The organism is Nocardia sp. NPDC051030, from assembly GCF_040683015.1.
GTDB lineage: Bacteria > Actinomycetota > Actinomycetes > Mycobacteriales > Mycobacteriaceae > Nocardia.
Genome location: NZ_JBFBCD010000009.1, coordinates 83,500 through 95,750, shown reverse-complemented (window position 1 = coordinate 95,750; position 12,251 = coordinate 83,500). Strand labels below are relative to the sequence as shown.

Below are 12,251 nucleotides of genomic sequence, written 5' to 3'. Positions count from 1 at the left end.
GCCTGAAACGCATGTTGCGCATGCGCAGGGGGTTGGCCCGCGTGATAGCGGTGGCATTGTCAGCGGGCAGCGTGATCTTCGGAGTCGGCTTTGCCGAACCCGGCGCACGGGCCACACCCGACGAATTGCGGTGTTCTCAGCCTAGCGGCCGGGAATTCGAACGGGCCGCGCCCGAACAGGAAGGCCTCGACACGCAGCGACTCGCCGATGCGCTCGCCTTCGCGGCGGATCGGAACCGATTGAATGTGCAGGTTTTCCGGCACAACTGCTTGATCGGAGAGGGTCCCTCCAACGCCGAAACCGGGCGAATTGCGTGGAATGTCTGGAGCGTTACCAAGAGCATTGTGTCACTGCTCGCCGGAATCGCCTGGGATCAAGGAAAACTCGATATCGACGCGCCCATCGACCGGTATCTGCCACCGGGACTCGGCGATCCACAGCACCGCGCCATCACCGTCGAGAACCTGCTCACCGAGACCTCGGGGCTCAAGATCGGCCTGGTCACCGAGGGCATCACCGGCGTCGTCCCCGTCGACCCGTTCAGCGCCGTACAAGCCCTCGCCGTACCGTTCGACGATCCGCCCGGCACCAAATTCACCTACAGCCAGCGCAATGTGGACCTGCTCTCCTACGTGCTCGAACTGGCCGTCGGCGAACCGCTGCAAGAGTTCGCGCAACGAGAACTGTTCGGGCCCATCGGCATCGGGCGCGGCGACTACTACTGGGCGCGCGACCGCACCGGGCACACCTACGGCTACGCCCACCTGTTCATCCCACCGCTGGACCTGGCCCGGCTCGGCATGCTGACCTCGAACGACGGCGCGTGGAACGGGCAGCAGCTCGTCTCGCACGCTTATCTCTCCCGCGCCACCAGCCCCTCGGCCACCTACAACTGCTACGGCTACCTGTTCTGGCTCGGGCCGGGCTGCGCGGAGAATCCCAGTTTCCTGCCAGCCGACATGTATGCCATGTCCGGCCTGGGGCTACAGCATGTATTCATCGTGCCCAGCTTGGATCTCATGGTCGTCTGGACCGGTGTCTTCGGCGTTCACACCACGAAGGGCCTGAGCGGCATCCTGCAATACGGCGGCGAGCCCTCGCACGAGTTCTTCCGCCGCCTCCTGGCGGCGTTCGCGGACAGCCCGATTCCCGATCCGGGCCAGTATGTGGAAGCCCCGCTGCGGATCGACTACAGCAAGTACTTCGATCCGGATATCGCGCTGGCCGTCTTCGGCGTAGGCCCCGACTCCTACTCCGGCTGTAATGTGCTGGCCTGCTTGAACCTTCCGCTGGCCCCGCCGTTCACCGACGCGCCCGCCGGCTGCCTGCTGCTGGCATGCCTGGGCACGGACCCTCGCACACCCGGCATCCGCTGACCCGCACTCGTCGCGGGTCTCCCGCAGCGAGTGCGGGACTTCAGGGGGTGACTGCTGCGCGACCGGCGAGCTCGCGCAGTTCGTCTGCGGGCCTACGGCCCGCGAACTGCAACAGGTCCCGGACGACCTCTCTCGCCCGGTGATCGGTGTGCACGAGTTCGGGAGTTAGTCGCTCGGCATTGAGCAACGCGTCCAGAGCTTCCTGCGCCTGCCGCCGCTGGGCGTGCGCACGGGCGACATCCACCAGGAAGCGGGCTTGCCGCTCCGGAGACAGCACCGAGGCGTCCACCATGCGTGCGGTATCGAGCGCTTCTCCGGCATCACCCAATTCGACAGCCACCGCCACCGCGTGCACGGCGACACTGGTCGGACCGAATTCGGTGTCGAAATCATTGCGGCCCTCGCCGAGCCGCTCGGCCGCGGAGCGCGCGGCGGACAAGCCCGCGCGGGCAGCGGCCCGATTTCCGTCCGTCGCCGCGATCACGCCCAGCATGAGCTGGAGAGATCCGTAGAGCGACAGCACTTCCGGACGGCAGTTGGTCTCATCGGCGACCTGCGCCGCCAGAGCCGCCACCGATACCCGAGCCGCCTGTTCGGCCTGCTCGAGCCTTTGCAATCGTAGGAAAGCCTGTGCCATGCGGTAGGTTCCGGCCACCACGCTGAGCGCGTCGCCGGATTCCTCGGCCGCGGTGAGCGCCCGATCCGCTGCGACCCAGGCCGCGTCGACTTCTTCTTGACGGGTGAAGGCGGTCGCGGCCACCTGGTAGGCGCGTGACAACAGTGACAGCACCTCCGGCCGCTTCGCCGACGGGGATCGAGCCGCGTGCTCGAGATCCGGAATCAGGTCCAGCAGACTGCTGCCGACTTCCACGAGCCGTGACTCGTGCGCCAGCTGCCAAGCCAGATCGACGCGCAATCGCAGTTCCGGCAACTGTTCGGTCGACTCGCGATCGACCGTGTCACCGAAAAGTTGCTCCAGCGCTGGATGTCCGGTGAGCAGCAATCGCAGCTGCTCGAAGACGGCCGAGCCGGGACGATGACCATCGCCGCGGTCGGCGGCCATCGGTTCGGCCGCTTCCGGCCGCAAATCCCGCACTGCCACGCCGAGTACGTCCGCGAGTCTTTGCAGGACCGACAGTCTCTCGACCGGCAGTACATCCCGCTCGACCTGCGACACCCAGCTTTCCGAGCGCCTGATCGCGGCGCCCAACTCTTTCTGCGATAGTCCCCGTCGCCGGCGCAACTCCGCCACCCGTGCCCCAAGGGTACTTTCGGCCACCGGGTCAAACTCCTTCTGCCTGATCGGCTTTCCCGGCCGTCACCGCCCGCTTGTTTCGCCGATGTCTACCATGCCCTTCTCCTTCCCGATGGGATCTGTCGACAAGGATTCCAGACCCGGGGAGCTTACGGCGCACAGTATGGAACATGTATTTTTCTTATTGCACCGCAATTTTTCTGTGTTTAACGTTTGAAGAGGACCCGTCGAACCAATCGGACGACAAGAGGTGGTCATGCCCGGCGAACTCTTCTTCTTCCTACTAGGTGCCGGAATCGGCGGTGCGGCAATGTGGTTCGCAGCATGCGCGGTGGTTTCCATCAAGTATTCCAGCCCCATGCACGGACCGACGGTGCAAAGCATCACCGCCCGGCTCGAACGCGAGGGCATCCGGAACTCACCGGCACTGAAAACCCAGGCGCACGCACATCGAGCGCCCAGATGACCGCCGCCCCGAAAACCGGTGAAGTCCATGTGCGCCTGCGCTTTCCGGGCGGCATGATCCTGGACTACCGCGCTGAACGCACAATAGCGGAACGAGTGGCGGCGCATTTGAGACCGCACAGTATTGAAGTGACCATCAATGGACAGGCCGCGGACGATCTTCCGCCACTCCCCTGCGCCGAACTCTGGGAAGATTGAAGCTTGAATATGAAAACGGACCGTTTGATCCTAAGGATCAAACGGTCCGCGAGATCATTTTCCGGGCTCAGCGGTTAGCGAGCAGAACCTCGGCGATCTGAATCGTGTTGAGCGCCGCGCCCTTGCGAAGGTTGTCACCGGAGATGAACAACGCGAGACCGCGGCCATCCGGGACGCCCGGATCCTGACGGATGCGGCCGACGAGGGATTCATCGCCACCGGCCGCCGCGAGCGGGGTCGGGACGTCGACGAGCTTCACACCGGCCGCGGACGCCAGGAGTTCCTTGGCGCGGGCGGGCGAGATCGGCTCGGCGAATTCGGCATTGATGGACAGCGAGTGGCCGGTGAAGACCGGGACGCGCACGCAGGTGCCGCTGACCAGCAGCTCCGGCAGGCCCAGGATCTTGCGGGACTCATTGCGCAGCTTCTGATCCTCGTCGGTCTCCTCGGAGCCGTCGTCGACCAGCGCACCGGCCAGGGGGATCACGTTGAAGGCGATGGGGGCGACGTACTTGTTCGGGGCCGGGAATTCGACCGCGGAACCGTCGTGCACCAGCTGCTCGGCATCGCCGATCACCGCGCGCACCTGCGACGCCAATTCCTCGACGCCCGCCAGGCCACTACCCGAAACCGCCTGGTAGCTGGACACGATGAGCCGCTGCAGACCGGCCTCGTCGTGCAGCACCTTGAGCACCGGCATGGCGGCCATGGTGGTGCAGTTCGGGTTGGCGATGATGCCCTTGACCAGATTGCGGGTGGCCTCCGGGTTCACCTCGGAGACGACCAGCGGCACGTCGGGGTCCTTGCGCCAGGCCGACGAATTGTCGATGACGGTGACGCCCGCGGCCGCGAAGCGCGGGGCCTGCACCCGGGACATGGTGGCCCCGGCCGAGAACAGCGCGATGTCCAGACCGGTCGGATCGGCGGTCTCGGTGTCCTCGACCACGATCTCTTCACCGCGGAACGGCAGCTTCTTACCGGCCGAGCGGGCGGACGCGAAGAACCGCACCTCATCGGCCGGGAAGTTGCGCTCTTCCAGCAGCTTCCGCATGACGGCGCCGACCTGACCGGTCGCGCCGACGACTCCTACACGCACACCCATGACTTAACGCCCCGTTCCGCCGTGGACGACCGCGACCTCGTCGCCGCCCAGGTCGAAGGCCTTGTGCAGCACCTGCACGGCCTCGTCCAGATCGTTGTCCTTGACCAGCACCGAGATTCGGATCTCGGAGGTGGAGATGAGGTCGATATTGATGCCCGCCTCGGCGAGGGACTCGCAGAAGGTGGCGGTCACGCCCGGATGCGACTTCATGCCCGCACCGACCAGGGAGACCTTGCCGACGTGATCGTCGTAGACCACCTGGGAGAAGCCGATATCGCCCTGCTGCTTGGTGAGCAGTTCCACCGCGCGCGGGCCGTCCAGCTTGGGCAGGGTGAAGGTGATGTCGGTCTTACCCGTCTCCACCTTCGAGATGTTCTGCAGCACCATGTCGATATTGATCTCGGCATCGGCCACAGCGCGGAACACCTTGGCGGCGTAACCCGGCTTGTCCGGAATGCCGACCACGGTCACCTTGGCCTCGCTGCGGTCGTGCGCGACGCCCGTGAGGATTGCTTGCTCCAACGGGATGTCCTCCATCGATCCGGTAATCAGGGTGCCGGTCTTGTCCGTGTACGACGAGCGCACATGAACGGGCACGTTATAGCGGCGCGCGTACTCGACGCAGCGCAGCATGAGAACTTTCGAGCCGCAGGCGGCCATCTCCAGCATTTCCTCGTAGGAGACGGTGTCCAGCTTCTGGGCATCGGAGACGATGCGCGGGTCGGCGCTGAACACGCCGTCCACATCGGTGTAGATCTCGCACACGTCGGCATTGAGCGCGGCGGCCAGCGCGACGGCGGTGGTATCGGAACCACCGCGGCCCAGCGTGGTCACGTCCTTGCTGTCCTGACTCACGCCCTGGAAACCGGCGACCAGCACGATGGTGCCCTCGCCCAGCGCGGCCTGGACCCGGCCCGGTGCGACATCGATGATCTTCGCGTTGCCGTGCGTGCCGGTGGTGATGACACCGGCCTGCGAGCCGGTGAACGAGCGAGCCTCGGCGCCCAGGGAATGAATTGCCATGGCCACCAGCGCATTGGAGATGCGCTCACCCGAGGTGAGCAGCATGTCCATTTCGCGGGCGGGCGGCGCGGGCGCGACCTGCTGAGCCAGATCCAGGAGTTCATCGGTGGTGTCACCCATGGCCGAGCACACGACGACGACGTCGTGCCCCTGCTTCTTGGTCTCGACGATCCGCTCAGCGACGCGCCGGATGCGCTCGGCGGTGGCGACCGAGGATCCTCCGTACTTCTGGACGACGAGAGCCACGGGGGAATCCTCCAAGATCGACAATGCTGCTACCGATGCCCCAGGTTACCGGCCAAGGTCCACGAGATTTCGCCCTACCTCCCCGGCTACCCCGCAGCAGACGCTCGACCGGCCGAATCCTTGCCCGCGAGAGGCAAGGAGCGGCCGATCGGCGCGTGATGGCTCACCGGCGGTAGGCGGAGCCGCTGGAGACACCGCCCCGGCGGCCCTTCACGGCCTTCGGGGTCGGGTGGACGGGGCGATTCGCGAACTGCCGCGCGTTCGGGAGAACGGGGTAGGTGGTGGAGGACTTTCGCATAGGGATACCGCCTTTCGTGAACGAACAAGGTGTGCCGAGCCGGGCCCGGCGGATGCGCGCCTACTCAGGCACGGGTGGCCCAGGTAACCTGCGCTCCGCCGGGGAGGGCCTCGCGCGCGGTGACCTGGAAGTTGGCGGGACGGTAGTTGCCGCCGAACAACCGGACGCCCGCGCCGAGGATCACCGGATAGCTCTTGAGGACCAGTTCGTCGACCTCGTCGATGAGCTGGCCGGCCAGATCGCCGCCGCCGCAGAGCCAGATGCCCTGGCCCTCCTCCTTCTTCAACTGCCGGACCAGCTCGACCGGGTCGGTGTCGACAATCTCCACCTGCGGATTGCTGCTCGGCGGCAAGGTGCGGGAGAAGACGTACTGCTTCAGGTGGTCGAACGGACTCTCCACGCCGGCCGCGAGCCCGGGCTCGTACGTGGCGCGGCCCATGAGGACGGTGTCCCAGGCTTTGTTCGGCTCGTCCAAGGGCACTCCGAGATGCGGGCGGAGGTGCACCGGCACCGTCTCGGGGTAGTGGGAGGTGATCCAGGCGGTGACGTCCTCGGTGACGGGGTACAGGTCGACTTCGCCGTTCGGACCTGCGATGTAACCGTCGAGGGAGACGCCCACGTAGTAAGTAAGCTTTCGCATCTTGTACCGCCTCGTTTGTAGTACTGTGTTCGTAGTGGTTGAAACATAGTACTACGGATGGAGTGGTGTCAAGTGGTTCGGACGAATCCGGAACGACGGAATGCGTTGATCGACGCGGCAATCGAGGTTCTCGCACGTGAGGGGGCTCGCGGGCTGACTTTCCGCGCGGTCGACAAGGAGGCGGCGGTACCCGCGGGGACCTCGTCCAACTACTTCCCCAATCGCGACGAACTATTGATCCAGGCCGGTAACCGGTTCTACGAACGACTCCTGCCCGCCGCCGAAGCCGGCCCCCCGGTCATGGAGGGGCCGCGCACCCGCGAGACCTACGTCGCCCTGATGGCCGCGGTCGTCGAACGCATCACCGACTTCCGCACCGGCTACCTGGCGCTGCTCGAACTGCGGCTCGAGGCCACCCGCCGCCCGGAACTTCAGGCCATCCTGACCAAGCGGGTGCGAACGGATCTCGATTTCAACCTGCGCAGCCACGACGACTCCGGACTCCCCGGCGACGCCGACTCCGTGCACCTGCTGTACCTGGCCTTGAACTGGCTGATTCTCGAACGACTCACGCTCCCGGACCTTTTCACCGAGGAGCAGGCGGCCGAGCTGATCCGCATGGCGGTCGAACGTGCCATCCCCCTTGACAGTTGAGCACTCTTGTGACGCAACTCACGATCGGCGAATAATTCGATCCATGCGAGCGAATGTCGGTGACCGGCTTGTCGTGCACGGCCGCAGTGTCGGGCGGCCCGATCACACTGCGGAGATCATCGAAGTGCGGGGAGCCGACGGGTCGCCGCCGTTCGTGGTCCGCTTCGCCGATGGGCGCGAGAGCCTGGTGTTCCCCGGACCCGATTCGGTGGTCGAACACCGGGACCAGTAGCAAAAAGACCGGTTTTTCCGATTCTCTTGGCGGACAGCGTTATTCGCGAAACCGCCATATCGGGCGGCCGTCATCGGCCTCTGGCATAGTTGACTCGCAGAGCGACGCTGGTCACAATCGGTGCCCAGACTGGAGGCTTTGCATGCGTACTAAGACTGATCACCGCTTCGTCATCGACATCGATCCCGAACAGGTGATGGAGGCGTTGCTCATGGTCGAGCAACTTCCCGACTGGTCGCCCTCGCACACCGACGTCCGGGTCGCCACCCGAGACAAGAACGGACGGCCCAAACGGGTCTATGTGTCGGCCAGCCTGATGGGCCGCCCCGACCGGCAGGTCGTCGAATACAGCTGCACCACGGACCGCATCTCCTGGAACGTGTCCGAGAGCAGCGCCGGAGCTGGCGGCAAGGGCTGGTTCGAAGTGGCCGAACTCGAGGATGGCGCGACCGAGGTCTGGTACCACAGCGAGGTCTACCTGCCGATTCCCGCGCCCGGCATGCTGCTCAAGCGCTCCGCGCGGCGCGAGGGCGAGGCCATGATCGAGAACTTCATCTCCTTCGTGGAATCGGTCACCGGCATCGAGGGCCTGTCCGAACCCGAGCAGTTGCCCTACGCCGAGCCGGTCGCCCCCGAGCCCGCGCCCTACGAGCCCGCGCCGTACCCGCCGCTGCGCTACAACTCGAACTACCAGCCCGGATTCGGAACCGCCTGACGCCCTAGGCGAAACGGCGGCATTTTGCGCTGCCTTTACGCTCCGCACCCTGCAAGATGTCCTCTATGCCCGGTGCGCAACGCTCTCGCGTCACGACCGTGGCGGAGGACGCCTCCGTCACTCAACTGGAACTCTTCTTCGACCTCGTGATCGTCTTCGCCTTCACGATGGTCACCGACCTCGCCGCGCACGAGACCACCGCGGTCAATATGCTGCGCGCGCTCCTGATCCTCATGCTGCTGTGGTGGGCGTGGATCGCCTACTCGTGGCTCGGCAATGTGGTCAAGGCCGATGAGGGCATAGTCCGAGTGGCCATGTTCGTCGCCATGGGCGGCGTTTTCATCATCGCCCTCGCGATTCCCGAAGCCTTCCATGATCTTCCGGGCGGCTGGTACGGACCACTCGTCTTCGTCATCGCCTATCTCCTGGTGCGGGTCGTGCACCTGGGTGTGTTCCTGCTGGCCAGCGCCGAGGACGAACAGCTGCGCGGCCAGGTGGTGCGCTGGTCGGCCGGATCGCTCACCATTGTCGGCAGCCTGCTGCTGCTCGGCTCGTTCAACACCGGAAACCTCCAGATCGCACTGTGGTTCGCGGCATTGGGCGGGGACATGCTGTGGACGTTCTTCGCGGGCAATGACTGGCGGCTCAACTCGGCCTCGCACTTCGCCGAGCGATACGGGCTGATCGTCATCATCGCGCTCGGCGAATCCATCGTCTCGATCGGCGTCGGTGTGGCCGGGCTGCCGATCTCCTGGTCCATCACCGTCGGATCCATGCTGGGGCTGGCCGTCGCGGGCCTGATGTGGTGGGCGTACTTCGATGTGGCGGCGATGGTGGTGGAACACCAGTTGCAGCACGCGAGCGGGGAACGCCGCATCCAGATCGCCCGCAACTGCTACACCTACTGGCACTTCCCGATGATCGCCGGAATCGTGGCCGTGGCACTGGGATTGAAGAAGGTGCTCAGCTATGTGGGTGGGGCACAGGGGCATTCACTGAGCGACGAGCTGCACGGCATCCCGCTGATCGCGCTGTTCGCCGGGCCCGCGGTGTATCTGCTCGCGCTGGTCGGGTTCCGGCACTACGCGAGCGGCAAGGTGCTGACCCCGCGCATCGTGACGGCCGTGGCGCTGCTGGCCGCCATTCCGCTCGCCACCAACCTGCCCGCGCTGGCCGCGCTCGGCATCCTGTGTGGCGTGCTGCTGGTTTTGATCGCCTGGGAGGTGGTCCGGTACGCACAGCCGCGTGAAGCGGTCCGGCATGGGCAGCTGAGCTAGTACTACGGGGCCGGGCGAAATTGCCGGTGGTCCACGGACTCCGGCACTCGCACGCCCTCCTTCACCGCGTCCCGCATCTGATTCACGTTCTCCCGCAGCACATCGGCGACCAGTTCGTCGGTGCGGGGATCGTCGAGGACCTGGAAAACGATGCGGAAGCTGGCATCCGCGATACCGCGAATGATGTCCTCGTGGAACGGGAGATAGCGCACCCGGCCCAGCTGCGGATCCTGGCGAATGAGTTCCAGGATCATCTGGTCCATCTCGCGCCGGTTCTCCTCCAGAGCGGCGGCGATATTGCGGGTGTAGTGGCCGGTGCGCAACACCTCGGCGACCTCGTCCAGGACGGCCATGGTGACCGGGCGCTTGACGGCGTCGACGATCAGGCCGACCGAACGGTTCACGATCGCGGCCGTCACCCGGTCACCGAAGGCGCGGTCGGCCACGCGCGCCAGCCGGACCACGATCACCACGATGCGCAGCAGGCGGAAGCCGCGGAAGAAGGGACTGGTCACCGGGATCATGCCCAGGACCTCGTACCAGTAGACGAAGGGGAAGGTCCAGCTCCAGCCCTCCCGCCGCCAGCGCCAGAGGAATTCGGCCGCGAATACCGCGCAAATGGCGTAGTCGACGTACCGGATGGCTCGATAGGTGTCGCCCGCGACGGGGAAGAAGGTCACCCATGCGACCAGTGCCACCGACACCACGGCCAGCCCGAGCATGACGAAATCGGTCCACAGCGCGGGCGGCTTGCGGGGGTACTCCTCGACCTCCGGCGGACTCACCGCATCTTCATGCTGAACCGGATCGAACAAGAGTCATGGCCCCTTCCACATCGAACGGATTCGCGCCAGCGTAGTTGGGTTTGCTGAACGGCGGCCGGGTCCGAGGCGAATGATGCGAGGTCGAGACGGTATTCCGCGCCGGGACTTTTATCCCGGCGCGGTTTTCCACTCGGCAGAAGTCCCTGCGGCAATTTCATCCACAGGGCAACTATCTGTTTGCCCGCGCTATTTGCCCGCGCGAATGATCGCTTCGATATTGCGTTCCGCGATGGCCGTGATGGTGAGCGATGGATTCACCGTGGCCGTACTGCCGGGGATGCCCGCGCCATCCATCACGTACAGCCCCGGATGCCCGTGCACGCGACCGTACGAATCGGTCGCCTGACCCAGCACCGCGCCGCCGAGCGGATGCGCGGTGAAGAAGGCATTGGCGTCATACCCGATCGGCGAATAGTCCACGCTGGAACCACCGCGACCGCCGATCTTGCCGTCCACGGCCTTGCACGCCGCCAGCACGCGATCCTGCGTCGCCTTCGACCAGGACAGCCCCACCGAATTCGAGGCGCGGTCGTAGCCGAAGCGGGCGCGCGTCGAATCGAGCACCATGCCGAGTGAGGCGATCGCGCCGGTCTCCACGGGAATGCCGGGGACATACCAGTTTTCGAGGGTCAGCGGCATGCCGGAATCATCGAAGATGCGGCTGGCGCTGGGCACGCCGCCGCCGGTCCCGGCCAGCTCACTGGCCGAACGGGCCAGCACCACATCGCCATTGGTGCCCCAGCCGTCGCCCACCGCGCCATTGAGCCGCGACAGGGTTCCGGTGGCCTGGGCGCGCACCAGCAGTTCGGAGGTGCCGACCGAGCCTGCCCCGAGGAACAGCCGATTACACGTGAGGGTGCGGGTATTGAGGACCTGTCCGGTGGGAGCCAGTTTCGTCACGGTGACCACATATTTGCCGGTGCCGTCCTGGCCGATGGCGTCCACGCGATGGCCGGGGAAGATGCCGGTGCGGCCGGTGGCCTCGGCGTAGCGCAGGTAGTTCTGGTTCAGATCGAACTTGGCGCCGTTGGAATTGCCGAGATTACTGCGCGAGGCGGTGGCCGAGGCGCGGGAATTCCCGGCCAGTTCGGCGCGCACCACATCCCAGTTGAAGATCGAATCATTGGGCAGCGGTTCATAACCCGCGGCCCGCACCTGTTGATCCCACATGCGGGAGTGGGTGAACGGCTGTGAGTTGTAGACGTCGGCGGGCATGGGGCTCAGCCGCAGCATTTCCCGCACGCGCGGGTAGTAGACGCGATCGAGTTCGTCGAAGCTCACGATCCCGCCGAACACCGAATCGAACAGGTGCTTGGGCGGCGCGACCATGGCACCGGTGAAGACGATGGAACCGCCGCCCACCGCCGCGGCCCGCCACACATCGATGCCGGGATATTCGGTGACATCCAGGACGCCGCCGAAATCGGCGAACGGCATGGGCACCTTGGTGACGCCGGTGAAGCTGGTCCGATGCCAGAAGCCGCGGCCGTCGGGCAGATCGTCGCCGGTGAAGATCTCCCGCCACGGATCATTGGGCCAGCGCGAGCCGCGCTCGAGCACCGAGTTCTGTATCCCGGCCTGCGCCAGTCGCAAGGCGGTGACGGCCGCGCCGAATCCGGAGCCGATCACGATCGCCTCGGTGTGCTCCGGCGGATCCGGAAGCGGTGCGAAAATCTCCGGCACCCACTTCTCGAACATCGCGTTCCAGAGCGGACTGGCCGACGCGGGACCCGCACCGCGTACAGCGGCACCCGTCCCGACGCCCGCCAGCAGGGCCGCCGAAACGGCAGCCTTCAACACGGCGCGCCTGCGCAAGCGGCCACCTCCCTCATCACGTATGGCCGCGCGCGACACTACCGGGCGGTCGCCACCGCAACAACACGTTCGTCACCGGGCGGCCTGCGACACACCGGCGGCCGGTCGGCGCGGCGGAAATAGCCGCAGAT

General features: G+C 65.8%; 13 protein-coding genes. 7 read left to right on the top strand and 6 right to left on the bottom strand.

Annotation, left to right across the window (positions count from 1 at the left end):
* Nucleotides 1–11 precede the first annotated feature (11 nt).
* Nucleotides 12–1,376: a serine hydrolase domain-containing protein gene (locus tag AB0N05_RS28315; RefSeq protein ID WP_364699290.1), complete on the top strand. Its 1,365-nt coding sequence runs from the start codon at nucleotides 12–14 to the stop codon at nucleotides 1,374–1,376.
* Nucleotides 1,377–1,416: 40 nt separating this feature from the next.
* Here AB0N05_RS28315 and AB0N05_RS28310 read toward each other — a convergent pair whose 3' ends face one another.
* Nucleotides 1,417–2,628 carry a helix-turn-helix transcriptional regulator gene (locus AB0N05_RS28310; protein ID WP_364700068.1) on the bottom strand — a complete coding sequence of 404 codons (1,212 nt, stop codon included), beginning with the start codon at nucleotides 2,626–2,628 and terminating at the stop codon, nucleotides 1,417–1,419.
* A gap of 259 nt (nucleotides 2,629–2,887) precedes the next feature.
* Between AB0N05_RS28310 and AB0N05_RS28305 the strand changes: the two genes are divergently transcribed.
* Both AB0N05_RS28305 and AB0N05_RS28300 read left to right on the top strand, forming a co-directional pair.
* Nucleotides 2,888–3,097, top strand: coding sequence for a hypothetical protein (locus AB0N05_RS28305; protein ID WP_364699288.1), 210 nt, complete (start codon nucleotides 2,888–2,890; stop codon nucleotides 3,095–3,097).
* Nucleotides 3,094–3,294: a hypothetical protein gene (locus AB0N05_RS28300; RefSeq protein WP_364699286.1), complete on the top strand. Its 201-nt coding sequence runs from the start codon at nucleotides 3,094–3,096 to the stop codon at nucleotides 3,292–3,294. Before AB0N05_RS28305 ends, AB0N05_RS28300 begins: the two co-directional genes overlap by 4 nt.
* Before the next feature lie 67 nt (nucleotides 3,295–3,361).
* On the opposite strand, the gene AB0N05_RS28295 is transcribed toward AB0N05_RS28300, so the two are convergent.
* The 3 genes from AB0N05_RS28295 to AB0N05_RS28285 form a co-directional block, all read right to left on the bottom strand.
* The gene (locus AB0N05_RS28295; RefSeq protein WP_364699284.1) at nucleotides 3,362–4,396 is read right to left on the bottom strand and encodes an aspartate-semialdehyde dehydrogenase; all 1,035 of its coding nucleotides are present in this window, start codon (nucleotides 4,394–4,396) and stop codon (nucleotides 3,362–3,364) included.
* 3 nt (nucleotides 4,397–4,399) lie between these two features.
* Nucleotides 4,400–5,665: an aspartate kinase gene (locus AB0N05_RS28290; RefSeq protein ID WP_364699281.1), complete on the bottom strand. Its 1,266-nt coding sequence runs from the start codon at nucleotides 5,663–5,665 to the stop codon at nucleotides 4,400–4,402.
* A 362-nt stretch (nucleotides 5,666–6,027) separates the two neighbouring features.
* Nucleotides 6,028–6,603, bottom strand: coding sequence for a dihydrofolate reductase family protein (locus tag AB0N05_RS28285; protein ID WP_364699279.1), 576 nt, complete (start codon nucleotides 6,601–6,603; stop codon nucleotides 6,028–6,030).
* A 57-nt stretch (nucleotides 6,604–6,660) separates the two neighbouring features.
* On the opposite strand from AB0N05_RS28285, the gene AB0N05_RS28280 reads away from it, so the two are divergent.
* The 4 genes from AB0N05_RS28280 to AB0N05_RS28265 all read left to right on the top strand — a co-directional run bounded on the left by AB0N05_RS28280 (nucleotide 6,661) and on the right by AB0N05_RS28265 (nucleotide 9,481).
* Complete coding sequence (locus tag AB0N05_RS28280; RefSeq protein ID WP_364699277.1) at nucleotides 6,661–7,257, top strand: TetR family transcriptional regulator; 597 nt, start codon at nucleotides 6,661–6,663, stop codon at nucleotides 7,255–7,257.
* Nucleotides 7,258–7,300: 43 nt separating this feature from the next.
* A complete protein-coding gene (locus AB0N05_RS28275; protein WP_364699275.1) occupies nucleotides 7,301–7,489 on the top strand; it encodes a DUF1918 domain-containing protein in 189 nt (62 codons plus the stop codon).
* A gap of 142 nt (nucleotides 7,490–7,631) precedes the next feature.
* On the top strand, nucleotides 7,632–8,204 hold the full coding sequence (locus AB0N05_RS28270; protein ID WP_364699273.1) for an SRPBCC family protein: 573 nt from the start codon (nucleotides 7,632–7,634) through the stop codon (nucleotides 8,202–8,204).
* 65 nt (nucleotides 8,205–8,269) lie between these two features.
* Nucleotides 8,270–9,481: a low temperature requirement protein A gene (locus tag AB0N05_RS28265; protein WP_364699271.1), complete on the top strand. Its 1,212-nt coding sequence runs from the start codon at nucleotides 8,270–8,272 to the stop codon at nucleotides 9,479–9,481.
* A 2-nt stretch (nucleotides 9,482–9,483) separates the two neighbouring features.
* On the opposite strand, the gene AB0N05_RS28260 is transcribed toward AB0N05_RS28265, so the two are convergent.
* Both AB0N05_RS28260 and AB0N05_RS28255 read right to left on the bottom strand, forming a co-directional pair.
* Nucleotides 9,484–10,266: an ion transporter gene (locus tag AB0N05_RS28260; protein ID WP_364699269.1), complete on the bottom strand. Its 783-nt coding sequence runs from the start codon at nucleotides 10,264–10,266 to the stop codon at nucleotides 9,484–9,486.
* Nucleotides 10,267–10,491: 225 nt separating this feature from the next.
* Nucleotides 10,492–12,120: a GMC oxidoreductase gene (locus tag AB0N05_RS28255; RefSeq protein ID WP_364699267.1), complete on the bottom strand. Its 1,629-nt coding sequence runs from the start codon at nucleotides 12,118–12,120 to the stop codon at nucleotides 10,492–10,494.
* Nucleotides 12,121–12,251: the final 131 nt, after the last annotated feature.